The organism is Streptomyces sp. CB02056, assembly GCF_001905545.1.
Classification (GTDB): domain Bacteria; phylum Actinomycetota; class Actinomycetes; order Streptomycetales; family Streptomycetaceae; genus Kitasatospora.
Window position 1 is genome coordinate 195716 of the sequence record NZ_LIPD01000013.1, and the last position, 24383, is coordinate 220098.

Annotated in this window: 18 protein-coding genes and 2 tRNA genes; 9 read left to right on the forward strand and 11 right to left on the reverse strand. The window is 73.7% G+C overall.

Going from position 1 to position 24383, the window contains the following annotated elements:
- The first annotated feature begins 604 nt into the window (after positions 1-604).
- Positions 605-1696 carry an LLM class flavin-dependent oxidoreductase gene (locus AMK13_RS31470; RefSeq protein ID WP_074005094.1) on the forward strand — a complete coding sequence of 364 codons (1092 nt, stop codon included), beginning with the start codon at positions 605-607 and terminating at the stop codon, positions 1694-1696.
- Positions 1697-1976: 280 nt separating this feature from the next.
- Here the strand turns inward: AMK13_RS31470 and AMK13_RS31475 are convergent, their stop codons facing one another.
- Together AMK13_RS31475 and AMK13_RS31480 are read right to left on the reverse strand one after the other, a co-directional pair.
- The gene (locus AMK13_RS31475) at positions 1977-3974 is read right to left on the reverse strand and encodes a putative bifunctional diguanylate cyclase/phosphodiesterase (protein ID WP_241853110.1); all 1998 of its coding nucleotides are present in this window, start codon (positions 3972-3974) and stop codon (positions 1977-1979) included.
- Positions 3975-4574: 600 nt separating this feature from the next.
- Positions 4575-5000: an OsmC family protein gene (locus AMK13_RS31480; protein ID WP_049649677.1), complete on the reverse strand. Its 426-nt coding sequence runs from the start codon at positions 4998-5000 to the stop codon at positions 4575-4577.
- A 276-nt stretch (positions 5001-5276) separates the two neighbouring features.
- On the opposite strand from AMK13_RS31480, the gene AMK13_RS31485 reads away from it, so the two are divergent.
- Positions 5277-5612 carry a chorismate mutase gene (locus tag AMK13_RS31485; protein ID WP_049649676.1) on the forward strand — a complete coding sequence of 112 codons (336 nt, stop codon included), beginning with the start codon at positions 5277-5279 and terminating at the stop codon, positions 5610-5612.
- A 280-nt stretch (positions 5613-5892) separates the two neighbouring features.
- Positions 5893-6681: a signal peptidase I gene (lepB, locus tag AMK13_RS31490; RefSeq protein ID WP_063780047.1), complete on the forward strand. Its 789-nt coding sequence runs from the start codon at positions 5893-5895 to the stop codon at positions 6679-6681.
- Here the strand turns inward: lepB and AMK13_RS31495 are convergent.
- From AMK13_RS31495 to AMK13_RS31505, 3 genes are all read right to left on the reverse strand, one after another.
- Positions 6644-7738 carry an EamA family transporter gene (locus tag AMK13_RS31495; RefSeq protein WP_074005095.1) on the reverse strand — a complete coding sequence of 365 codons (1095 nt, stop codon included), beginning with the start codon at positions 7736-7738 and terminating at the stop codon, positions 6644-6646. The genes lepB and AMK13_RS31495 overlap by 38 nt on opposite strands.
- A 167-nt stretch (positions 7739-7905) precedes the next feature.
- The gene (locus AMK13_RS31500; protein ID WP_079272677.1) at positions 7906-10152 is read right to left on the reverse strand and encodes a transglycosylase domain-containing protein; all 2247 of its coding nucleotides are present in this window, start codon (positions 10150-10152) and stop codon (positions 7906-7908) included.
- Positions 10153-10545: 393 nt separating this feature from the next.
- Positions 10546-10619: transfer RNA gene (locus tag AMK13_RS31505), tRNA-Lys, on the reverse strand.
- 188 nt (positions 10620-10807) lie between these two features.
- On the opposite strand from AMK13_RS31505, the gene AMK13_RS31510 reads away from it, so the two are divergent.
- Both AMK13_RS31510 and AMK13_RS31515 read left to right on the forward strand, forming a co-directional pair.
- Positions 10808-11599, forward strand: a complete 792-nt coding sequence (locus AMK13_RS31510) for a DUF998 domain-containing protein (RefSeq protein WP_079272663.1) — start codon at positions 10808-10810, stop codon at positions 11597-11599.
- The gene (locus AMK13_RS31515; RefSeq protein WP_074005096.1) at positions 11596-12480 is read left to right on the forward strand and encodes an alpha/beta fold hydrolase; all 885 of its coding nucleotides are present in this window, start codon (positions 11596-11598) and stop codon (positions 12478-12480) included. The genes AMK13_RS31510 and AMK13_RS31515 overlap by 4 nt, the downstream gene beginning before the upstream one ends.
- A gap of 50 nt (positions 12481-12530) precedes the next feature.
- Here AMK13_RS31515 and AMK13_RS31520 read toward each other — a convergent pair whose 3' ends face one another.
- The 5 genes from AMK13_RS31520 to AMK13_RS31540 form a co-directional block, all read right to left on the reverse strand.
- A complete protein-coding gene (locus AMK13_RS31520; RefSeq protein WP_074005097.1) occupies positions 12531-13256 on the reverse strand; it encodes a GOLPH3/VPS74 family protein in 726 nt (241 codons plus the stop codon).
- A gap of 73 nt (positions 13257-13329) precedes the next feature.
- Positions 13330-13403: transfer RNA gene (locus AMK13_RS31525), tRNA-Lys, on the reverse strand.
- Positions 13404-13473: 70 nt separating this feature from the next.
- A complete protein-coding gene (locus AMK13_RS31530) occupies positions 13474-15549 on the reverse strand; it encodes an ABC transporter ATP-binding protein (protein ID WP_074005098.1) in 2076 nt (691 codons plus the stop codon).
- A complete protein-coding gene (locus tag AMK13_RS31535) occupies positions 15546-16502 on the reverse strand; it encodes an ABC transporter permease (protein ID WP_074005099.1) in 957 nt (318 codons plus the stop codon). The genes AMK13_RS31530 and AMK13_RS31535 overlap by 4 nt, the downstream gene beginning before the upstream one ends.
- Before the next feature lie 15 nt (positions 16503-16517).
- The gene (locus tag AMK13_RS31540; RefSeq protein ID WP_049652233.1) at positions 16518-17498 is read right to left on the reverse strand and encodes an ABC transporter permease; all 981 of its coding nucleotides are present in this window, start codon (positions 17496-17498) and stop codon (positions 16518-16520) included.
- 357 nt (positions 17499-17855) lie between these two features.
- Between AMK13_RS31540 and AMK13_RS31545 the strand changes: the two genes are divergently transcribed.
- Together AMK13_RS31545 and AMK13_RS31550 are read left to right on the forward strand one after the other, a co-directional pair.
- Positions 17856-19559, forward strand: a complete 1704-nt coding sequence (locus AMK13_RS31545) for an ABC transporter family substrate-binding protein (protein ID WP_074005100.1) — start codon at positions 17856-17858, stop codon at positions 19557-19559.
- Between the two features lie 494 nt (positions 19560-20053).
- On the forward strand, positions 20054-21277 hold the full coding sequence (locus tag AMK13_RS31550) for a low temperature requirement protein A (RefSeq protein WP_074005101.1): 1224 nt from the start codon (positions 20054-20056) through the stop codon (positions 21275-21277).
- A 76-nt stretch (positions 21278-21353) separates the two neighbouring features.
- Here the strand turns inward: AMK13_RS31550 and AMK13_RS31555 are convergent, their stop codons facing one another.
- On the reverse strand, positions 21354-22331 hold the full coding sequence (locus AMK13_RS31555; RefSeq protein ID WP_241853111.1) for a LysR family transcriptional regulator: 978 nt from the start codon (positions 22329-22331) through the stop codon (positions 21354-21356).
- Positions 22332-22649: 318 nt separating this feature from the next.
- Between AMK13_RS31555 and snpA (AMK13_RS31560) the strand changes: the two genes are divergently transcribed.
- Entirely contained in the window at positions 22650-23291 is a 642-nt protein-coding gene (gene snpA, locus AMK13_RS31560; RefSeq protein WP_074005103.1) for a snapalysin, read from the forward strand.
- Positions 23292-23603: 312 nt separating this feature from the next.
- On the forward strand, positions 23604-24230 hold the full coding sequence (snpA, locus tag AMK13_RS31565; protein ID WP_049652228.1) for a snapalysin: 627 nt from the start codon (positions 23604-23606) through the stop codon (positions 24228-24230).
- The last annotated feature ends 153 nt before the right edge of the window (positions 24231-24383 follow it).

Here is a 24383-nt window from a genome sequence, read left to right on the forward strand (position 1 = left end):
GAGCAGGTGGCTGCAGGGGTCAACGCTAGCGCCTCGACTTTTCATGCCATGAAGCACCCCGGTATGGCATGGATCACGAGTGCTGATTCCGGCCGTGCCCCGAGGCGGCGGGCCGTGTGTCCGGGCCGTATGTCCGGGTCGGCCGGGGTGAGGGGCACCCGGGCGGCGGAGGGCCGCCGAAACCGAACGAGCCCCCGGGGCGGGGTGCCGCGCCGAGGGCTCGCAGTGATCGTCCGGTGCTGGTCCAGCCCGACGATCTTGCTGGTGGAGTGCGGATCCCGCTCCGGCGGTCCGCCTCTGGGCCCAAGCCTGCCGGACGCCGACCCCCGGTCGCGAGGGCCCGGGCTGGCGACTTCCGGCGCTGGCGGGAAGTCGCCAGCCGTGTTCGCCCACTGGCTCTCCGTCAGCCGAACGGTCGGTCGGACGCCCGTGCGAAATGGCCGAAACCCACTCGGACCGTGGCCGGACGACATCCCCGAGGCGGGAACAGCGAGCCCCCGGCCGTGGTTGACCCCGGTCGGCGACAGCGACCGGCGGACCACCCGGGCCCGCGCGGCCGGCCACGACGGTCGGCTCAAGGACGGCAGCCAGGAGGGCGGACGGGATGACCACCGAGGACCAGCAGGAGCACGGGGCCGAACCGGCGGCCGACACGGCGATCCGGGGCACCGCCCGGGGAACGGCACCCGCCCCGCTCTCCATCCTCGACCTGGCCACGGTCGGCGTCGGCCACACGCCCGCCGAGGCCCTCGCCGCCACCACCGAACTGGCCCGCCAGGCCGAACAGTGGGGCTACCACCGCTTCTGGGTGGCCGAGCACCACGGCATGCCCGGAGTGGCCAGCTCCACCCCCGCCGTCCTGCTCGCCCACCTCGGGGCCAACACCACCACGCTGCGGCTCGGCTCCGGCGGCGTCATGCTCCCCAACCACGCCCCGCTGGCCATCGCCGAGCAGTTCGGCCTGCTGGAAGCCCTGCACCCCGGGCGGATCGACCTCGGACTCGGCCGCGCCCCCGGCACCGACCAGGCCACCGCCCGGGCGCTGCGCCGCGGCCTCGCCGAAGGCGCGGACGACTTCCCGCAGCAGCTCGCCGAGCTGACCCACTTCCTCGACGGCGACTTCCCGGACGGCCACCCGTACGCCCGGCTGACGGCCGTCCCCAAGGGCGAGGGCCGCCCGCCGGTCTGGCTGCTCGGCTCCTCCGGCTTCAGCGCCCAGCTGGCGGGCCGCCTCGGCCTCCCGTTCGCCTTCGCCCACCACTTCAGCAGCGCCAACACCGTCCCGGCGCTGGACCTCTACCGCTCGTCCTTCCGCCCCTCCGCCGTGCTCGCCGAGCCGTACGCGCTGATCGGCGTGAGCGCGGTCGCCGCCGACGACGAGCCCTCGGCCCGGCGCCTCGCCCGCTCCGCGGCCCTCGGCATGCTCCGCCTGCGGCGCGGCAACCCCGGCCCGATCCCCACCCCGCAGGAGGCCGAGGAGTACCCGTACAGCCCGGTCGAGGCCGACTTCATCGACAGCTGGCTCGACAACGTCGTGCTCGGCGACCCGGGCCGGGTCGCCGACGGGCTGGAGGCCCTGCGCAAGCGGACCGGCGTGGACGAGCTGATGGTCACCTCCCACATCCACGGCCACGAGGCCCGGCTCCGCTCGTACGGCCTGATCGCCGAGGCGTACGGCCTGACGGCGACGGTGTGACGGCTGCGGCCTGACGGCTGTGGCGGGACCGACGGCCTGCGGTCCTGCTACAGCCGTGACCGCCGCCGGGAGGTTCGACGCCCCGGGCCGGCCGGGGCGCGGGCCGAGCGCCACGCGGTGGTGGGCCACACCACCGCGGGCCGGGCGGACCGACCCGTCGGCCCGCCGGCCCGCGGCTGTTGCTCACTGCGACCGGTTCGGCTTCGCCGGGGGCAGGCGAAGTGCCGGCTCCGGGCGGGCGTCGGCCGAGGCCCCGTCTCGTTCCGGCCCGCCCCTGCGGCTAGCGGCCCTGTAGGGCGGGGCGGCCGTCGCGGAGTATGGCCGCGACGAGTTCGGCCTCGCCGGGGCGGGCGAAGTACCAGCCCTGGGCGGTGTCGCAGCCGGTCAGCCGCAGGCGTTCGGCCTGGGCGGCGCTCTCGATGCCCTCGGCGGTGACGGTCAGGCCGAGGGTGTGGGCGAGCTGCACCATCGCGCCGACGATCTGCTCGTCCGCGTCGCTGCGGCGGGAGCCGAGTTCCGGGCGGCCGGGCCGGTCCGTCGGGGAGGGCTCGCGGAAGCCCTCGATGAAGGTGCCGTCGAGTTTGAGCACGTGCACCGGCAGCCGGGAGAGGTAGGCCAGGTTGGAGTAGCCGGTGCCGAAGTCGTCGATCGCGATCCGCACGCCCATGTCGGCGAGCGCCTGGAGGGCCTGGAGGGGCCGGCCGCCGGGGCCGAGCAGGGCGCTCTCGGTGATCTCCAGTTGGAGCAGCCGGGCCGGCAGGCCGGTGCGTTCGAGGGCCCGGGCGACGTCGGCGACGATGTCGGAGTCCCAGATCTGGCGGGCGGCGAGGTTGACGCTCACGAAGGTCTCGGTCTCGGGGAACTCGGCGAGCCACTGCCGGGCCTGGCGGCAGGACTCCTCCAGTACCCAGGTCCCGAGCGGCACGATCGCGCCGGTCTCCTCGGCGAGCGGGATGAAGCGGTCCGGGGAGAGCGTCCCGTAGCGGGGGTGGCGCCAGCGGACCAGCGCCTCCGCGCCGTGCACGGTGCCGTCGGCCAGGCCGACCAGCGGCTGGTACTCGATCGCGAACTCGCCGCGTTCCAGGGCCGGGCGGAGCGCGGTGGCGAGCAGCTGCCGGGTGAGCTGGTGGGCGCCGCGGTCCGGGTCGTAGAGGGTCCAGCGGGCGCGGCCGTCGGCCTTGGACCAGTAGAGCGTGGCGTCGGCGTCCTTGACCAGGTCGGTCGAGGTGGTCTCGTGCACGGACCGCTCGACCACGCCGACGCTGGCGGTGACCACCAGCCGGTGCCCGGCCACGTCGAAGGGACGTTCCAGCACCTCCAGGATCCGGGCGGCCAGCTCGGTCAGCTGCTCGCTGCCCAGGCTGTCGGTGACCAGCACGGCGAACTCGTCGCCGCCCATCCGGGCCACCAGGTGGGTGTCGCGCCCGTCGAACCCGCGCCGCAGCCGGGTGGCGACGGCGATCAGCAGTTGGTCGCCGATGTGGTGGCCGAGCGCCTCGTTGATCGCCGCGAAGCCGTCGAGGTCCAGGTAGCAGACCCCGACCCGGCGTTCGTCCGGGGCGCCGACCGGGCCCGGCTGGTCGGTCGGTGCGAGGCAGGCGGCGTCGAGCCGCTCGAAGAAGTAGGTCCGGTTGGGCAGCCGGGTCAGCGGGTCGTGCAGGGCCTGGTACTCCAGCCGGTCGCCGAGCCGGCGCTGCTCGGTGATGTCCTCGACCAGCGCGAGGGTGTAGAGGGGGTCCCCGGCGCCGTCCCGGATCAGCGAGACGGTGACCTTGCTCCAGACCGTGTGGCCCTCGCGGTGCTTGAGCTGCTTCTCCACGCGGAACCGTTCCCGCTCGCCGCGGACGAGTTCGGAGAAGAGCCGGTCCGGCATGCCCTCCGGGTCGATGATCTCGTGCAGGTGGGTGCGGACCAGGTCGCCGACGCCCTGTCCGATCAGGGCGGCGAAGGCGGGGTTGACCTCGATGATCCGGTCCTCGGCATCGATCAGGGCCATGCCGATGACGGCGTCGCAGAAGGCGGCCCGGAACCGGGACTCGCTGGCCCGCAGCGCCGCCAGCAGCCGGTCGGTGTCGATGCTCTCCCGGCCGCTGCCGCGGGTGAGCCCCCGCTCCCGGCGGGCGTCGCCGTTGAGCGGGGCCGCGCAGGTGGGGCAGAGCAGCGGCTCCGGCTCGGTCAGCGTCCCGCGGGCGGTGAAGGAGGTGACGGGCCCCGCGGCCGGCCCGGTGACGGATCCGGAGACGGGCCCGCCGCCCGTTCCGCCGGTCGGTCCGACCACAGGTCCGGCGGCTGATCCGGCGGTGGGTCCCAGGGTCGGTTCAAGGGCCGGATCGAGGACCGGTTCCAGGACCGGAGAGGCGAGGTGGCGGTGGCACGGTGACTCCTCGTGCCGCCCGCCCGGGTGGTGTGCGTCGGCCCCCTCGTTCTGGCCCGGCACGGCATGCTCCCGTCCGCTGCTGACGCTTGACGATGTCCGGCCGGCCAGTCGGGACCCGGCGGTCGGCTCCGCACTCTGTCGTGGTCCTCGGAGTCGGTCCGCTGCGGGGCCGCCCGTCGTGGGGCGCCGGTGCGCGGGGACCCGCCTGAAGGACAGGGCGCTGCGGCCGATCATAGGCCGCGACGGCAACACGCGGTGACCGCCGCCAGGGTGATTCGCCCGCTTTGTGATCATGAATGGCGGTACGTGCAGACGCCCCCGGTGCACATCACATGATGTGCGCCAGGGGCGCGTGCGCTGAAGCCGCGCCCCTGGGCGCCGACCGTGCGCCGGACGCGGACCGGTCGCGCGCCGACCGCGGGCCGGACACCGGCCGGGAGCCGGACGCCGGCCGGTCCCCGAGGGGCGCGGTGGAGAAGAAGAGGAGAAGAGGGGTGCGGTTCAGGCCAGCTTGGCGGTGAGGGTGATGGTGGTGCCGGTCAGGGCCTGGCTGACCGGGCAGTTGGCCTTGGCGTCCTCGGCGGCCTTGACGAAGCCCGCCTCGTCCAGGCCCGGCACCGTGCCGGTGACGGTCAGGTGGATGCCGGTGATGCCCTCGCCCGGCTGGAAGGTGACGTCGGCCTGGGTCTCCAGCGTGGTGGGCGGGGTGCCGGCGCCGGTGAGGCCGTGGGAGAGGGCCATCGAGAAGCACGCCGAGTGGGCGCCGGCGATGAGCTCCTCCGGGCTGGTCTTGCCGTTGGCCTGCTCGGCGCGGGACGGCCAGGACACCGGGTACGTGCCGATGCCGGACGATTCGAAGGTCACCTGGCCCTGGCCGGCGACGAGGTTGCCCTCCCAGGCCGTACGGGCGGTGCGGGTGGTTGCCACGATCGGTTCCTCCAGTGCTGAGGGAGAGTGTTCGAGCGGTCACTTCCGGTCATGCGTGCCCCAGCCTACGGGCAGGGGCCTCCCCGCTCCGGCGTGTCACGCCGCAGCGGGGAGGCGGTGCGCGGTGCCGGCGGGCGGCTCCGGGGCGCTGTCCGGATCGTGGACGGTTCTGTTCGACGGTGCGGGGCCGGAGCGGGGGCCCTGTTAGATTTGCCCGGGCCCGAGCCCGGCCGGCGTACGGTCGGGCGCCCACTCCAGACACCGGGAGCCGCCCCGATGACGGACCACTCCACGACCCCCGACGCCGCTCTGCCCCAGGGGATCGACGACGCCGTACGGGCCGAGCTGACCAGCCTGCGCGAGAGCATCGACAACATCGACGCCGCGGTGGTCCACATGCTGGCCGAGCGTTTCAAGGCGACCCAGCGGGTCGGCCGGCTCAAGGCCGAGCACAAGCTGCCGCCGGCCGACCCGGCGCGCGAGCGGGACCAGATCAAGCGGCTGCGGGAGCTGGCGGCGGGGGCGAAGCTGGACCCGGTCTTCGCGGAGAAGTTCCTGAACTTCATCATCGCCGAGGTCATCCGCCACCACGAGGCCATCGCCCGCGCCTGACCGGGCCGGAGCCCGCACGCCCGGAGGCCGGAGGCCCCCGCGCCCGGAGCCCGCACCCCACCCGGAGACGGAGACGGAGCGGACCGCCGGCAGCGGGCCCCGGTCGTTCCCGGCCCCTCCCGGCCGTTCCCAGGTGACCCCCGGTGATCCCCGGTGCGACCCCTCGGGGCTCCCCTGGGACACCCGGCGATGTCGGCGGCGGCTAAATGACCGATTTCGTCAGGCTCCACGGTTGGCGTAGCGTGCAGGTTTCCCCAGCCGGAGAGGTGGAGCAGCGACGATGGCGGTGAACCTGCCCGAAACGCCCAGCGGGGCCGGAGCCCCCAGCGGCTCCGCGTCGAACGTCCACGAGGTGTCCGGCGGCCGCGCCGAGGCCCGCCGTCGGGCGCGCGGTTCGCGCGGCCGTACGGACCGCCGCGCGGGCCGGCGTCCCCGGCCGTGGTGGATCGAGCTGCCGGTGATGGCGGCGGTCGGCCTGGTGGTCGCGCTGCTGATCAAGACCTGCCTGTTCCAGGTGTTCACCATCCCGTCCGGCTCGATGGAGAACACCCTGCGGATCGGCGACCGGGTCGGCGTGAACAAGCTGGCGCCGCTGACCGGCTGGGAGCCGGAGCCGGGGCAGCCGGTGGTGTTCAAGGACCCGGGGGGCTGGCTGCCGCCGCAGCCGACCGACCCGAACCCGGTCACCAACGCGGTGAGCTCGGTGCTCAGCTTCGTCGGCCTGGTGCCGCCGAAGGACGACAACTACCTGGTCAAGCGGGTCATCGCGACCGGCGGCCAGACCGTGCAGTGCGAGGGCACCACACTGACCGTCGACGGGCGGAAGGTCGACGAGCCGTACCTGCACCCCGGGGACGACTCCTGCGCCGGGCTGGACTTCGGGCCGGTGAAGGTGCCCTCGGGCTACGTCTGGGTCGAGGGCGACCACCGCAGCGACTCCGCGGACTCCCGGTACCACCAGCACGGCCCGGGCGGCGGCGCCGTGCCGGTGGACAACGTGGTCGGCCCGGTGTCGGCCGTCGTGTGGCCGCTCAGTCACCTCGACTGGTTCGGCTGGACCGGCCGCTGATCCCGCGCTCGGCGGCCACCCGGTCGGGGGCCCCGGGCCCGGCGGCTCCAGAGCTGTCGGCCCCCGCGTCTGAACCCGAGCCCGAACCCGTTCCCGAGCCCGTCCCTGAACCCGTCCCCGATCCCGTCTCCGCGGGCTTGCTCGCCTGCGCCGCGAAGGCGCCGGTCAGCACCAGCAGGCCGCCCGCGATCTGCGGCACCCCGAGGTGCTCGCCGAGCAGCACCCAGGCCGTCACGGTGGCGACCACGGCCTCCAGGTTGGCGACCACCCCGGCGATCGGCGGCGAGAGGTAGCCGACCGAGATCACCCCGGTCAGGTAGGCGAGCACGGTCGCGATCAGGACCATCCACGCGGCCGGGACGAACGCGGGCAGGGTGTGCCCGTTCATCACCACCGACCCGCCGAGCCGGCTCCAGTCGGCCTGCCACGGCCGGGTGAGGACGGTGAGCAGCACCGCGCCGACGAGCAGCCCGAACGCGCTGACGGCGAGCGGGTCGACCGGGCGGTCGCCGTGCCGGCCGGCGTCGGCGAGCACGAAGTAGCCGACCTGGCAGAAGGCCGCGCCGAGGGCGAACAGCACGCCCAGCGCGTCGAAGCTCAGACCGTTCCAGACCTCGACCACGCAGGCCAGCCCGGCCACCGCGACGCCGGCGCCGATGGCCGCGCCGCGGGTGATCGGCTTGCGCTGGACGAACTTGACGTAGCCGATCAGCAGCGGCGGGCCGAGGTACTCGATGAGCAGGGCGACGCCGACCGGGATGCGGGAGATCGCCGCGAAGTAGCAGGCCTGGACGCCCGCCACGGCGAGCAGGCCGAAGCCGAGCAGCAGGCCGGGGCGGCGCAGGACGGCGTCCCGGTGCCGGTAGGCGATCGGGAGGAGTGCCACCGCCGCCCCGGTGACGCGGAGCCACACCACGTGCAGGGGGGAGAGTCCGGCCTCTATCAGCGGCTTGGCCGCGGTGCCGGAGCCGCCGAAGGCGAAGGCGGAGACGAGCGCGAGGCCGAGGCCGAGGGTTCTGCCCGAAGGGAGGGTGGGCGAGGCCGTTGATCTGTGCACGGCCGCATTGTGACAGTCATACCAATGATCGGGTAAGGCGCCATTCCGTCATTCGGTCCTGCCCTTCACCGTACGCGGCGGCGAAATCACTCGGCCCCGGCCGCCCGGTCTCAGCTGAGAGCGGGCGGCCGGGGCCGAGTGAACTGGCCGGGATGATCGGACCCCCGTCAGCCCCCGGACCGGGACGAGGCGCCCGCCCCCGTGAGCGCGTCCGTCCCGCCCGTCCCGCCCGTGGGCTGGCCGGTCGGCTGGCTGGTCGGGGGCGCGGTCGGCTGGGTGGTCTGCGTCGGCTTCGAGGTGGGCCGGGGCGGCCGGGTGGGCTGGGTGGTGGGCTGGCTGGTCGGCGGGGCCGTCGGCGCGGTGGTCGCGCCGCCGTCGGTGCCGCCCGACGGGGTCGAGCCCGAGCCGTCGCCCGGCGCCGTGGTGGGGCCGGTGCTCGGAGCGCCGCTGGGGGCGCCCGTCGACGGGGCGCTGCTCGGCGTGCTCGGGGCGGTCGGCAGGTCGGTGGCGCCCGAGGAGTCGCCGCCCGCCGGGGTGGCGAAGTCGCTGACCGGCTGGCCCTTGAGCGCGGACTTCATGTAGCTGGTCCAGATCTGGGCCGGGAACTGGCCGCCGGCCGCGCCGTCGATGCCGCCGACGCCGCTCAGGCTGACCTGGGAGCCGTTGCCCGGGTCCTGGCCGAACAGGGCGACCGAGGTGACCAGCTCGGGGGTGTAGCCCACGAACCAGACCGACTTCTGGTCGTCGGTGGTGCCGGTCTTGCCCGCCACCGGTCGGCCGAGGCCCTTGGCTCGCCAGCCGGTGCCGCCCGGGTCGCTCACCACGCCCTGGAGCATCGAGGTGACCTGGTTGGCGGTGTCCTCGCTGATCGCCTGGGTGGTCTTGTGCGCGGGCAGCGCGACGTTCTCGCCCTCGCGGTCCACCGACTGCACCAGCCACGGGGTGATCTGCTTGCCGCCGTTGTCCAGCGTGGCGTACACGCCCGCCATGTCGAGCACGCTCGGGGTGGCCGCGCCCAGCGGGATGGACGGCACCGGGTCGAGGCCCGGGGTGTTGCCGGGCAGGCCCATCGCGACGGCGGTGTCCTTGACCTTCTGGAGCCCGGTGTCCTGCGCGAGCTGCGCGAACGCCGAGTTGACCGACCAGTCGGTGGCCTGCTGGAGGGTGATCTGGCCGTAGCTCTTGTCGCCCTCGTTCGGCGGCGCGTACGGGGTGCCCTTGCCGCCGCGGACCTTCCGGCCGCTGGTGCCGTCGTAGACCGTGCGCGGGGTGACGGTGCGACCCTCCTGGGTCTTGGCGTTGTTCTCGAAGGCGGCGGCCAGCGCGATCGCCTTGAAGGTCGAGCCGGCCTGGTAGTCGCGCCGGGTGGCGTTGTCGACGTAGTGCTTCACGTAGTCGACGCCGCCGTACAGGGCGACGACCGCGCCGGTCTTCGGGTCCACCGAGGCGGCGCCGGCCTGGGCGGCCGCGTCCTTCTTCCGCTTGTCCGGGTTCAGGCTGTCGTGCAGCTGGGCCTGGACGGAGTCCTGGAGGGCCTGCTGGCGGGCCGGGTCGATGCTCAGCTTGATCGTGTAGCCGCCCTTGGCCAGCTCGGTCTCGTTGATCACGCCGCTGGAGGTGAGGTACTGGGTGGCCGCGTCGACCAGGTAGCCGGCCTGGCCGGACAGGCCCGGGTTGGGCTGGGGGTCCCGGACCTCCGGGAAGGCGGTCCTGGCCCGCTCGTCCGCGGAGAGCCAGCCCTCCTTGACCATGCCGTCGAGCACGTAGTTCCAGCGGTTGACGGCGTTCTGCTTGCCCGCCGCGGTCGCGGTGGCGACGTCGTAGGCGCTCGGGGCGTTCAGCAGGGTGGCCAGGTAGGCGCCCTGGGCGGGATCGAGGGCGGACGCGTCGATGCCGAAGTACGCCTGGGAGGCGGCCTGGATGCCGTAGGCGCCGCGGCCGTAGTAGGAGGTGTTCAGGTAGCCGGAGAGGATGTCGTTCTTGCTCTCGGTGGCGTCCACCTTGATGGCGATGAACAGTTCCTTCACCTTGCGGGTGACCGACTGCTTCTGGTTCAGGTACGTGTTCTTCACGTACTGCTGGGTGATGGTGGAGCCGCCCTGGGTGCCCTGGCCCTTGGCGGTGTTGACCGCGGCCCGGGCCAGGCCCTGGACGTTGATCGCGCCCTCGTTGTAGAAGTTCCGGTCCTCGGCGGCCAGCGCGGCGTGCTGGGCGGCGGGGGAGACCTTGTCCAGGGAGACGTTCTGCCGGTTGGTCTGGCCGGTGCGGGTGAGCACCGAACCGTCCGCGTAGAGCCAGGTGTTGCTCTGGGCGGTGGCGGCGGCGTGCGCGTCCGGCACCTTCACCAGGGCGATCCCGAGGGCGAACAGACCGATGCCGAGCAGCAGCGCGGAGCCGAAGCCCAGCAGGGTCATCCGCCAGGTGGGTATCAGCCGGCGCCAGCCGGTGCGCTTCGGACGTCGCGGCTTCCCGCCGCCGGATCCGCCGGATCCGCCGGCCGGGCCGGTGGAGCGCTTGAGCCGTTTGACCGGCCGGAGACTGATCGACGGCGTGCGACGGCCGCCCTGGGCGTTTCTGGACAAAGCGCGGCCTTTCCTGCGGGCGCATCGAGGCAGCCCGGCACGGACGGGGACATCGGCGGTTGGGGACCTTTGTCCCGATTCCGGTTTTACTGCCCTGGACGAGCAGAACGGGCCGGATAGCTCCGGCGGATCGCCAATCGAGACCGACATCACACGCAAAACGGACGTCGGAGGCCAAAAAATCGGGGAGCCCCTCGCTGCTGCGAGAGGCTCCCCAAATGTCTGTGCGCCGCCAGGGACTCGAACCCCGGACCCGCTGATTAAGAGTCAGCTGCTCTAACCAACTGAGCTAGCGGCGCCTGCTGACCTGGAAAACAATACACGGTTCCGAGGGGTGCCTCGAACCATCGCCGAGCCATCACCGAACCGTCGCCGAGCCGCCCCCGGGTCGTGCCCGGGGCACCCGCGAACGACCCGGGCGGCGGCCGATCGATCCGCCCCTTTCCTTCCGGTTGGTCCGGAGTTCGCCGCTGGTTAGGGTGGAACGGTGCCCCGCCCCCAGCCAGGCCACCGCGCCGCGCGGACGACGGTCGCCACCCTGCTGCTGCTCAGCGCCGTGGCGTACACCGCCTGGGTGCTGGAGGTCGTGCTGAGCACCGGACTCGACCCGGTGCAGGCGTACATCAGCGAACTCGCCGCCGAGGACCAGCCGCTGGGCGGCCTGTTCCGGGCCACCGACCTGGCCGCCGGACTCTGCCTGCTCGCCGCCGCCGGCACCGCCCTCGCCACCGGGCGGGTCGGGGCCTCGCGGCGGCGGCGCTGGGCGCTGGCCGGCTGGTCCGCGCTCGCCCTGTTCGGCGCCGCGACCGCCGCCGACTCCCGGCTGCCGCTCAGCTGCGCCCCCACCAGCGACGAGATGTGCGCCGCCCGGGAGACCGCCGGGCTCGTCCCCGCCACCCACACCGCGCACGCGGTCACCAGCAGCCTCGCCATGGCCGGGGCGCTCACCGCGCTGGTCTCGCTCACCGTGGCCGCCCGGCGCTACCGCTGGTGGCCGCCGGTGCGCCGGTTCGGGCCCTGGCTGCTGGGCGCCGAACTGCTCGCCACCGGCTGGAGCCTCGCCTCGATCGCCGCCTTCCAGGCCGGGCGCGGCACCTGGGCGCTCGGGGCCGGGCAGCGGCTCCAGGTGCTGCTGGTCGCGCTCTGGCTCGGCCTGCTGGCCCTGGGCGTCGCCCGCTCGGACGGTACGGACGAGGACGCCGAGGACGCCGAGGTGAACCAGGGGGACGAGGGGCGGCGCCGACCGACCGAACCGTCCCCGGGACGGAGGCCGACATGAGCACCGCCGGACCGGAGGCCGTCGACCGGGCGCGCTTCCTGCGCGTCGACGGCGTCCCGCTGCACGTCCGCACCGAGGGCAGCGGCCCGGTCTGCCTGCTCTCCGGCGGCCTCGGCAGCAGCTGGTTCGACTGGGACCTGGTCGTCCCCTTCCTCACCCCGTACCGCACCGTGGTCCGCTTCGACCGGCCCGGTTACGGGCTGAGCGCCGGGGAGCCCGCCACCGGGCGGCCCGCGCCGACGGCGGCCGGCGAGGCCGGGCGGATCCGGGCGGTGCTGGACGGCCTCGGGCTGCGGGAGCGCTGCACCGTGGTCGGGCACTCGCTCGCGGGCTTCCACGTCGAGGCCTTCGCCCGGCTGCACCCCGAGCGGACCGCCGGACTGGTGCTGGTGGACGGCAGCGTGGAGGCGGCGGCCCGGCCCTACCCGGCACCCGGTGCGCGCGACCTGGCGGCCCGGGCGGTGGCCGGCGCCGCCACCGCCCTCGCCGTGCCCTACCTGCTGGGCCCGACCGCCCGCCGGGCCATGGCCAGGCTGTCCACCGTCCGCCGCGAGGACCTCGCCCCGGCGCCGCTGGTCCGGCACTGCTACCGCACCGGGCGGGCGCTGCGCGCGCTGCTGCGGGAGAACAGCCGCTACCTCGACACGGCCGCCGAACTGGACGAGCTGCGGCGCACCCGGCCGCTGGCCGAGGACCTGCCGGTGACCGTGCTGGCCGCCGACGACGGCTGCCGGACCCGCCGCACCGAGGACTGGCTGGCCCGGCAGCGGGAGCTGGCGGCACTGCTCGGGGCGGACTTCCGCACCACCGCCCCGGCCGGGCACCTGGTGATGTTCGACCGCCCGGACGCGGTGGCCTCGGCGGTGCTCGACACCCACTGAGCGGTCGGCCTGGCTGCCGGAGGCCGCGAGGGCGGGTGCCGGAGCACGGATCAGCCCCCGGACTGGGACCTCCGCCGGGTGATCTCCCGCTTCACGGCCCGGGGGACCGGCAGGTCGCGGGCCAGCTGCCGGACGGCGTGCCGGGTCTCGGCGCCGTCCGGACCCCGGTAGAGCCGGCGCTCCAGCCCGGCCGCCCCGATCAGGCCGGCCAGCTGCCGGTCGCGCTCGTCGGCCGGATCGGTCGGATCAGCCGCACCGGTCGGACCAGAGAGACCAGTCGGACCAGAGAGACCAGAGAGCCCGGAGAGCCCGGCGCGCGCCAGCGTGGCCGCCGTCCGGGCGGCGATCAGCGCTCCGGCGTCCGGCCGCACGGCCGTCCAGCGGCGGTAGGGCAGCCCGAGGAAGCGGTGGCTCCGGACGGTCAGCACGCCCTGCCCGACCATCCGGTCCAGGTGGTGGTGGGTCGCCCGGCCGTGCGGGTGGGTCAGCGCGCGCAGCGCGTGTTCGAGGGTCCGGGGCCGGCCCTCGCCCGCCTGCCCGAGGTCGGCCAGGACGGCGGCGGCGAGTTCGTCCTGGTCGCCCGGCGGCCGGTGGCCGGTGATCCGGCGCCCGTCGACGGTGATCGTGCCGGCCAGCTGGAGCTCGGCGAGGACGGCGCCCGCGACCGCCGTCGAGAGGGTGAGGGCGGGGATCCGAAGGCGTCCGTCCGCCGGGTCGGCGCAGAGCAGCAGCAGTTCCTCGGCCAGGGGCCGGGTGCCGGTGTCGGGGGAGTTCATGGAGAGAAGGCCTACCCGGCCCGGAAACGCCTCAGGCCGCCCACCGGAGTGGACGGCCTGAGACCTTGCCATGTGCGCCGCCAGGGACTCGAACCCCGGACCCGCTGATTAAGAGTCAGCTGCTCTAACCAACTGAGCTAGCGGCGCTTGCTGACGTCGAAGACTTTACACGCCGCCGACCGGATCCACCGAATCGTGTTCGAGTGATTACCGATTGTCACTGCCCCTGAGTTGCCGGCTCCGGGTGGTGGCAGGCCGCCTGGTGGTCCGCCCCGGGGGTGCCGAGCAGGGTCGGCCGCTCCTGTTCGCAGCGGGCCCGGTCCGCCGGGGCGGAGAGCGCGGCGTAGCGCGGGCAGCGGGTGCGGAAGACGCAGCCGGTGCGGCGCTCGGTGGGCGGGGGCGGGTCGCCGGCCAGCAGGATGCGGTCGTGGGCGCGCTCGGCGGCGGGGTCGGGCAGCGGGACGGCGGAGAGCAGGGCGCGGGTGTACGGGTGGCGGGGGCGGTCGAAGACGGCGGAGACCTCGCCCTGCTCGACCGTCCGGCCGAGGTACATCACGCTGACCCGGTCGGCGAGGTGCCGGATCACCGAGAGGTCGTGCGAGACGAACAGGTAGGAGAGGCCCAGTTCGGCCTTGAGGGCCTGGAGCAGGTTGAGCACCCCGGCCTGGATGGAGACGTCCAGGGCGGAGACCGGCTCGTCCAGCACCAGCAGCCCGGGCCGGACGGCGAGGGCCCGGGCGATCGAGACGCGCTGGCGCTGGCCGCCGGAGAACTGGTGCGGGTAGCGGACGGCGTGCTCCGGGTCGAGGCCGACCTGGCGCAGCAGCTCGGGCACCCGGCGGGCGATCTCCTCGCGCGGGGCGCGCTGGGCGAGCAGTGGTTCGGCGACGATGTCGCCGATCGGCATCCGGGGGTCGAGGCTGGCCATCGGGTCCTGGAAGACGATCTGCACCCGGGCGCGGAGCCGGTGGGCCTCGGCCCGGGTGAGCGTCGCGGTGTCGTGGCCGAGCAGTTCGATCCGGCCGGTCTCCGGGGCGCCGAGCCGCAGCAGTTCGAACAGGGTGGTGGACTTGCCGGAGCCGGACTCCCCGACCAGGCCGAGGGTCTCGCCCTCCCGCAGGTCCAGGTCGACGCCGTCCACCGCGTACACCTCGCCGACCTTGCGCTTGAACACCGTGCCCTTGAGGAGGGGGAACGTTTTTTCCAGGCCGCTCACCGACAGCACCGGCGTCCGGCTGGAGCGGTCGACGGGGCCGGCGGCGGCCGTCGGCAGCTCCGGAACGGGGTAGACCTCGGCCGGCGCGGGCCGTCGCTCGGCGAGCTCCGCCGACCGTACGCAGGCCGAAAGGTGCTCCTCCGTACCCTCCAGGGCGGGCTCGGCCGTCGTGCAGCGCTCCTCCGCGAGCGGGCAGCGCGCCGCGAAGGGGCAGCCCGGGGGCAGTTCGGCCATCGGCGCCGGGGTGCCGGGGATCGGTACGAGCGGACCGCCGCGCCCGTCCAGCCGGGGCAGCGCGCCGATCAGGCCGAGCGAGTACGGGTGGTGCGGGGCCGCGAAGAGCTCGTCCACCCCGGCCGTCTCGACCACCCGTCCGGCGTACATCACCGCGACCCGGTCGGCCGCCCCGGCGATCACCCCGAGGTCGTGGCTGACCAGGACGAGCGCCGCGCCGGTCTCCCGCTGGGCGGTGCGCAGCACGTCGAGCACCTGGGCCTGGATGGTGACGTCGAGGGCGGTGGTGGGCTCGTCGGCGAGCAGGATGTCGGGATCGTTGGCGACCGCCATGGCGATCATCGCGCGCTGCCGCATGCCGCCGGAGAACTCGTGCGGGAAGCTGTCCAGGGCCCGGTCGGGCGCCGGGATGCCGACCAGGTCGAGGAGTTCGGCGGCCCGGCGGCGCGCGGCGGCCCGGTCCACCCGCTGGTGGACGCGGACCGCCTCGGCGATCTGGTCGCCGATCCGGTAGACCGGGGTGAAGGCGGACAGCGGGTCCTGGAAGACCATGGCGATCCGGCGGCCGCGGATCGCGGCGAGCTCCCGGCCCGGCAGCCCGACCAGTTCCCGCCCGTCCAGCCGCACCGAGCCGCTGACCCGCGCCGTGCCGGGCAGCAGCCCGAGCACGGACAGCGCGGTCACGGACTTCCCGGAGCCGGACTCGCCGACGATGCCGAGGGTCTCGCCGCGCCGCAGGGTGAGGTCCACCCCGCGGACGGCGGGGACAGGGCCGTCGGGCCCGGCGAAGTCGACCCGCAGGTCCCGGACGGCGAGCAGCGGGGTTTCGACGGTGGTGGTCACGGGAGCTTCCTACGGCTGGCAGGGCGGTGGGAACGGCGGGCGGACCGGGAACGGCGGGGCGCGGTCCCGGAGGTGGGGTCGAGGGCGTCGCGCAGCCCGTCCCCGATCAGGTTGACGGCGAGCACGAACAGCACCAGCAGCGCCGCGGCGAAGTAGAACAGCCAGGGGAACACCGGGGCTTCGCCGGTCCCGGCGGCGAGCAGGGTGCCGAGCGAGACGTCCGGCGGCTTGACCCCGAAGCCGAAGTAGGAGAGCGCGGTCTCGCTCATCACGGCGCCGCCGACCGCGATGGTGGCGTCGATGATGAGGAAGGAGGCGACGTTCGGCAGGATGTGCCGGCTGATGATCCGCAGCGGCCGTACGCCCATGAACCGTGCGGCGCGGACGAATTCGCGCTCGCGCAGGGAGATGGTCATCGAGCGGACCACCCGGGCGGTGATCATCCAGTTGAACAGCGCGAGCAGCAGGACGAAGGCGATCCAGCCGGCGCTCTTCAGCCGGGACGAGACGATGGTGATGATCAGGAAGGCCGGGAAGACCAGCAGCAGGTCCACCAGGAACATCAGCGCCCGGTCGGCCCAGCCGCCGAAGTAGCCGGCGCAGGCGCCGACGACGGAGGCCAGCACGGTGGAGAACAGCGCCACCAGCAGACCGATGACCAGCGACTTCTGCAGGCCGCGGACGGTCTGCGCGAAGACGTCCTGGCCGACCCCGTTGGTGCCGAACCAGTGTTCGGCGGACGGGGGTTGGTGCAGCGCGGAGAAGTCCGGGGCGGCGTAGTCCCAGGGTGTGAGGTACGCGCCGCCGAAGGCGAGCAGGAACAGCAGCAGGACGATGACGGCCCCGGCGACGGCGCCGCGGGCGGCGAGCAGCCGGCTGAGGACGAGCCGTCCGCGGCCGGTGCCCCGGGGGGCGGTGGTCGCGGCGGAGGGCTCGGCGACGGTGGTGGTCATTCGGCTCTCCTCCGGTCAGGACCGCACGCGCGGGTCGAGGGCGGCGTGCAGGGTGTCCGCGAGGAAGCCGGAGACGAGCACGACGACGGCGGTGAACAGGTTGATCGCCACCACCGAGTTGACGTCCTGTTCGTTGATCGACTGGATCAGCCACTCGCCCATGCCGTGCCAGCCGAAGATCGTCTCGGTGAAGATCGCGCCGGTGAAGATGCCCAGGAAGCTGTAGGCGAACATCGTCGACATCGGGATCACCGCGGTCCGCAGCCCGTGCTTGAGCAGCGCCCGGCCGCGGGTCAGGCCCTTGGCCTCGGCGGTGCGCAGGTAGTCGGAGCCGAGCACGTCGAGCATGGTGCCGCGCTGGTAGCGGCTGTAGGTGGCGAGGCCGCCGAGGGCCAGCGAGATGGTGGGCAGCAGCAGGTGCAGCGCCCAGTCGGCGAGGTGGGTGCCGAGGCCGCCGGTGAGCCCGGGGGTCTCGTAGCCGGTGAACGGGATGACGTCGTGGCCGGCCGCGTCCTTGGCGGCGATGGCGCCGTTCTTGAGGAACAGCGCGACCAGGAAGACCGGGGTGGAGAGCAGCACGAAGGACAGCACGGTGAGCAGCCGGTCGGAGATCCGGTACTGGCGCACCGCGCTCCAGGCCCCGGCCGCGACGCCGAGGACCATGCCCAGCAGGCTGCCGAGCAGCAGTAGCCGCAGCGAGACCCAGACCCGGCGGCCGAAGTCGTCGGTGACCGGGGTGTCGTGGATGGTCCGGCCGAGGTCGCCGTGGAGCAGCCCGCCGGCCCAGTGGCCGAAGCGTTCGACGACCGGGGTGTGGTCATTCAGGTTGAGCGCCGTGAGCTGGCGTTCGACCGATTCGACGGCCGGGCGGGGGACCTTGGCGTCGAAGTAGGTGCGCGGCTGCAGGGCGGTCGCGGAGATCGCGTACGCCAGGAAGACGGCGGCGATCAGCAGCACCGCGTAGTAGCTCAGCCGCTTCGTCAGGAAGCGGAGCATCAACGGCCGCCCGTCACGGTGCGGGTGGGGCCGACGCGTCTGGTGGGCATCGGGTGGGGGCCTCCGGTCCGGGCCCGTTCGGGGCGTCGGTTGGCAGGGTTTGGCGGATCGTCAGATGGCTTGACTGGTCGGTGAGTTGGGAAAGCGCAGGTCAGAGTGAAGCACCCGGGCACTGAGGCGGTGTTGCGCCCGTGTTGCCGCGTGTGACTTTTCGATCAGGTGTGCCCTCCTCCCCCTGGTGGCGGATCTGATCCGCTGTTACCTTCTGCTCGCCCGGTGCCGAATTGGCTGCCCACGCTCAAGCCCCGTCACACCTCTCGCGCCCCAACTCCCGTCATCGATCCCAGGGGGACCCTCATGGACGCTTCCACCACGGCCCGCCGCCTCGGCCGGGCCGCCGCGCTCGCCGTCGCCGTCGCGCTCGCGGTCACCGCGTGCACCTCGGGCGGGGGCGGCTCCGCCGACAACGCGGCGAAGAGCGAGCCGCCGGGCCCGGGCGCCAACGACCTCAACCCCAAGCCGCTGGACCAGGTCAAGGACGGCGGGGAGGTGCGCTTCCCGCTCTACCAGTGGATCACCCAGTGGAACCCGCTACAGGTGGACGGCTACTACGGTTCCGCGGTCTCGATCATGCGCAACCTGGAGCCCTCGCTCTTCAATACGGACGCCGCCGGCAGCTTCCTGCCCGACCCGGACTACCTGGTGGACGCCAAGGTCACCTCGACCTCGCCGCAGGTGGTCACCTACCGGCTCAACCCCAAGGCCAAGTGGTCGGACGGCAAGCCGCTCGGCTACCTGGACTTCAAGGCCGACTGGCAGGCCGCCGGCGGCAAGGACCCGGCGTACAACGTCTCCGACCCGTCCGGCTACGAGCAGATCTCCGCGGTCGAGCAGGGCGCCGATCCGACCGAGGTGAAGGTCACCTTCGCCGAGCCGTACGCCGACTGGCAGAACCTGTTCCGCCCGCTGATCCCGGCGGCCGGGATCTCCACCCCGGACGACTTCAACAAGGGCTGGGTGGAGAAGATCCCGATCACCGCGGGCGCGCTGAAGGTCGGCACGGCGGACAAGACCGCGCAGACCCTGACCCTCGTCCCCGACCCGGCCTGGTGGGGCACCAGGGCCAAGGTCGACAAGGTCACCTTCCGGGTGATGTCCCAGTCGGCGACGACCCAGGCGTACCTCAACAACGAGATCGACTACGCCGCGGCCGGCACCGCCACCGCGTACGGGCAGCTCAAGGACGCCAAGGACACCGTGATCCGCAGCGCCAGTCCGTGGGACGAGGTGCACATCTCCTTCGGCGGCTCGGGTGCGCTGAGCGACCGGAAGGTCCGGCAGGCGCTCGGCAAGGCGCTGGACCGCTCCGCACTGATCAAGATCGCCAACAACGGCGTGCCGGTGGAGTTCAAGCCGCTCGGCAACCACATCTTCATGCCCAACCAGACCGGGTACCAGGACACCTCTGGCGACTGGGCCAGGTTCGACCTGGCCGCCGCCAAGAAACTCCTGGACGAGGCGGGCTGGAAGGAGGCCGGCGGCGGTCAGCCGCGCACCAAGGACGGCCGGCCGCTGGAACTGCACTGGGTGCTCAACGACTCCACTCCGCAGGCCCAGATCGACCTGGCCACCGCGGCGGTGGCGATGTGGCAGGCGGCCGGGGCCAAGGTCAGCCTGGACAAGGTGCCCGCCAACGACTTCTTCACCAAGTACGTGAACCCGGGCAAGTTCGAGATCGCGAGCTGGCGCAACACCGACTCCTTCCCGCTCTCCAAGAGCCTGACCAACTTCCGGCTGCCGGTGGGCGACAACAGCTTCAGCAACCCCTCGCGCCTGGGCAGCCAGGAGATCGACGAGCTGCTGAAGAAGGCCGCCGGGACGGTCGACCCGGCGGAGGCCGCGAAGCTCTACAACCAGGCGGACGCGAAGATCTGGGAGCTCGGCCACACCGTCGAGCTCTACCAGCGGCCGGAGGTGGTGGCGACCCGCAAGGGCCTGGCCAACTACGGGGCCTTCGGTCTGGCGGGGGAGGACTACAGCAAGCTCGGCTGGGAGAAGTAGCCGCCGCCGGGGCGGGGCGGGCCGCACGGCAGGCGCTGGCGAGCAGCGCGGTGATCACGAGGCCGGTGGCGCGGACGCGGGGGGATCGGCTCCGCCGCCCCCGCAATCCCGCCACCCGCCTTGACCTTCCGCGTTGCCCGCACGCCACCCGTGTCGTGGGGCCCGGCAGGGCCCGCGCTCTTCCAACCGGGGAAGAATCTAGCGGCGCTCCGGTCGCTCGCGACGCAGCGCGCGGGGCGCGCCCGGAAACCCGCCGCGCTGTCACCCGGTTCGCGCACCGGAGCGTCAACTACGGCTGACGGCAAGGAAAAAAGGGGACATACGGGGCCATCGCGCCCGGGGGCGCGCGGCCTTTCCGGGCCGCGCCGGTGCGTGCACGGCCGTCACGCCCGCGTGCAGAGCCGTCGCGCCGGTGCGTGCGCCGGGCCGGGGCCGCTGCCAGGATGCGCGGGACGGTCCCCCCGCCCTCCTCCCGACTCCCCGGAGCAGCTCCGATGGCCAGTGACCCCGCCGCGACGGCACGCCCCAGCCACCCCGTCGATCCGCCGCCGGTGCGCCGGATGGTCCCGCGCGACCGGAGCGAGCCGCACCGGGTCGCCACCCCGCTGGAGCTCTTCTTCGACCTCTGCTTCGTGGTCGCGGTCGGCCAGGCCGGGCGCGAACTGGCGGGCTCGCTGGCGGCGGGGCACTACGGCGACGGCCTGCGCGGCTTCGTGCTGGCCTTCTTCGCGATCTGGTGGGCCTGGATGAACTTCACCTGGTTCGCCTCCGCGTACGACGTCGACGACGTGCCGTACCGGATCACCACGCTGGTGCAGATCGCCGGGGTGCTGATCCTCGCCGCCGGCGTGCCGCGGATCTTCGCCACCCAGGACCTGACGCTGGGGATCGTCGGCTACCTGGTGATGCGCCTGGCGATGGTCACCCAGTGGCTGCGCGCGGCCGCCGGCGAGCAGGGCCCGGCGCGCCGGGTCGCGCTGGGCTACGCGGCGGGGATCACGCTCTGCCAGGCCGGCTGGGTGGTGGTGCTGTTCCTGCCGCAGGACGTCCGGCTGTACGTCATCCCGGTCGGGGTGCTGTGCGAGCTGGCCGTGCCGGTGGTCGCCGAACTGCGGGCGCGGACCTCCTGGCACCCGCACCACATCGCCGAACGGTACGGGCTGTTCACCCTGATCGTGCTCGGCGAGACGGTGGCGGCGGCGACCGTCGCGGTGCAGTCGGCGGTGGACGAGCACGAGGAACTGGGCCGGCTGGTGCCGGTGGCCGCCGGCGGGCTGCTGATCTGCTTCGCGGCCTGGTGGATCTACTTCGCCCGGTCCGTCCACGAGCACCTGCGTTCCAACCGGCAGGCGCTGGTCTGGGGGTACGGGCACTACCTGGTGTTCGCCTCGGCGGCGGCGATCGGCACCGGGCTGGAGGTGGCGGTGGAGTCGGCGGTGCACCAGGCGCACATCTCCGAGACCGCCGCCACCGCGACGGTCACCGTGCCCACCGCGCTCTACCTGGTCACGGTCTGGTTCCTGCACTCCCGGCACACCAAGCGGGGTGCGGCGGCCCAGTCGGTGGCGCCGGCGGGGGCCGCGCTGGTGCTGGCCTGCACCGCGCTCGGCGGCTCCGGGGTGCTCGCGGCGGGCCTGGTCTGCGCGCTGATGGTGGCGGTGGGCGTGCTGGTCCACGGCCGGGAGAGCAGGTGGGCGGGCGCCCGCCGGGCGTACTGATCCGCGGGGCGTACCGATCCGCGGGGCACGCCCAGTTCGAACCGCCCAGTCCGAACCGCCCTGTCCGAACAGCCCGTCAGCCGACCCGGCCCAGCAGCACCGGCTCGTGCCGCGCCAGCCAGTCCAGGTAGGCCGGGTTGACCTTGGCCAGATCCAGGTAGGCGGCCCGCAGTTCGCCGTACAGCGCGTCCAGCGCGGGCGGGCTGAGCACGCGCGGACGCCAGGTGAACAGCAGCCGGACGGCCAGCGGGTCCCCGTGCACCGGGCGGACCACCGTGCCGGGACCGGGCAGTGAGGTGGGCTGGCAGGGGCGGACGGCCTCGCCGGAGGCGACCAGCTCGGCGGCGGTGGCGTTGTCCCGCACCTGGACCACCCGGGGGTTGAGCCCGGCCTCGGTGAACACCCGGCGCATCGCCGCGTACTCGTGGTCGGCGGTCGGGTCGACCATCCAGGTGTCCTCGGCGAGGTCGGCCAGGTGGACGACGTCGCGGGCGGCGGCCGGGTGCCCGGCGGCGAGCGCGACGAACTGCGGCTCCCGGGCCATCAGCACCCGGTGCTCGGCGTCCGGCGGCACCCGCAGCGGGAAGCCCTCGCACTCGTGCACGAAGGCCACGTCCAGCTGGTCGGCGGCGACCATCCGCAGCAGCGCGCTGGCCGAGATGTCCACGTGGATGGTGGTGTCGGTGTCCGGCAGCCGCTCGTGCACCCGGCGCAGCCAGGCCGCGACCGCCCGGCTTCCGACGCTGCCGATCCGCAGCCGCCGCTGCCGGCCGGGGCCGGCCGAGTCCCGCGCCTCCTGGCGGGCGGCGGCCACCAGGGCGGCCATCTCGGTGATCACCGGCCGGGCCCGGGAGAGCACCGAGTGGCCGAGCGCGGTGGGCCGGCTGCCGGTCTGCTCGCGGGTGAACAGGGTGCCGCCGATGGCCCGTTCGATGCGGTGCAGCTGGGTGGTGAGGGAGGGCTGGGTCATGCCGAGCTGGAGCGCGGCCTTGCGGAGGCTGCCGCTGTCGGCGATCGCGCACAGCACCCGGAGGTGTCTCACGTCGAGCTCCACGTCGGGAGCATAGACGCCGTCGCACCCCTTCGCCAAGGACATGACAGGCATTCAAGGCATGCCGAAGGGCCGGCCGACGGACCGACCGGCTGAACGGCCGACGGATCGGCCGGTGCGCCGCACGACGGCACCGGGCCGCTATGCGGTGGTGCTATCGCCGGTTGGCATCATCCGCGACGGCCCCGCCCGGGTCGAAGCTCGGGGGCAGCAACCCGCCCCTCGGCCACCGCCCGGGGCGGCCCCCACCGTGCGCCCCGGCCGGGCCCGGCCCCCATCGGGCCCCGGCGAGCCGGCGCACCGCGAAACCGGAGTCCCCACATGAAGCGATCCGTGCTGTCCGCAGCCCTGGGCCTGACCCTCGCGGCCGGCCTGGCGGTCCTGCCCGCCACCGCCGCGACCGCCGCTCCCGCCGCCCCGGCCGTGCAGGGCTACACCCCCTCGACGTACGCGGGTTCGGCCGCGGAGGCGGCGAACAACCAGGCCTTCTTCCAGGCCGTGATGGCCTCGGCCAAGGCCAAGCAGGCCGCCAACCCCGGCCTGGCGACCGTCACCGTCACCTACGACACCGCGAACGCGCCCTCCTTCACCAGCCAGATATCCCAGGCCGCGCAGATCTGGAACAGCTCGGAGACCAACGTCCAGCTCCAGGCGGCGAGCGGCAGCGGCGACTTCTCGTACTACGAGGGCAACGACAGCCGCGGCTCCTACGCCAGCACCGACGGCCACGGCCACGGCTACGTCTTCCTCGACTACCAGCAGAACCAGCAGTACAGCTCGCTCCGCGTGGTGGCGCACGAGACCGGCCACGTGCTCGGCCTGCCCGACGACTACTCCGGCCCGTGCAGCGAGCTGATGTCGGGCGGCGGCCCCGGCCCGTCCTGCACCAACCCGTACCCCGACGGCAACGAGCGCAGCCAGGTCGACTACCTCTGGGCGAACGGTCTCGCGGCGCGGAACTGACGCGAGCGGCAAGCGGGTTCGGGGTGGCGGGCCGCTCGGCCGGAATCGAGCGGCCCGCCACCCCGGGTACTTCCCCGGACCGGAGCCTAGCCGCCGCCGGAACGGAATGCCAGGGGCACGATTGAGTCAAGTCGAGGAAAAGACAGCTCAAATCGACTCCATAGCAGGGGTATTGAACGGTGCTATCGCGGGTTGGCATCATCCGCGCACGCGCCGGGTTGCCCGAAGCTCTGGGGACACCACCCGTTGACCAGGTGTTCCCCCCGGCCGGCCCCCAACCGGCCACGTCACCTCAGGAATCGGAGCCCCCACATGAAGCGATCCGTGCTGTCCGCCACCCTCGGCCTCGCCCTCGCGGCCGGCCTCGCCGTGCTGCCCACCACCGCCGCCGCGGCCGCGACGCCGACCGCCCCGGCCGTGCAGGGCTACACCGCCACGACGTACGCCGGTTCGGCCGCGGAGGCGGCGAACAACCAGGCCTTCTTCCAGGCCGTGATGGCCTCGGCCAAGGCCAAGCAGGCCGCCAACCCGGGCCTGGCGAGCGTCACCGTCACCTACGACGCCAGCTCCGCCCCCTCCTTCCGCAACCAGATATCCCAGGCCGCGCAGATCTGGAACGGCTCGGTCGCCAACGTCAAGCTGCAGTCCGGTTCGGCCGCCGACTTCCGCTACTACGAGGGCAACGACAGCCGCGGCTCCTACGCCAGCACCGACGGCCACGGGCGCGGCTACGTCTTCCTCGACTACCAGCAGAACCAGCAGTACAGCTCGGTGCGCGTGGTGGCGCACGAGACCGGCCACGTGCTCGGCCTGCCCGACCACTACTCCGGCCCGTGCAGCGAGCTGATGTCGGGCGGCGGCCCCGGCACCTCCTGCACCAACCCGTACCCGAACACCACCGAGCGCAGCCGCGTCAACTCGCTCTGGGCGCGCGGCTGAGCCGGGCGCTGAACCCCGGGCAGTGAACCCCGGACGGTGAACCCCGGACCGGCCGCCTCGGCGCGGCCGGTCCGGGGCCTCGTCGGTTCCCGGGTGCGATCCGGTCCGGGGCCTCGTCGCTCCCCGGCGTTGTCGGTGCCGCGTGCGAGCATG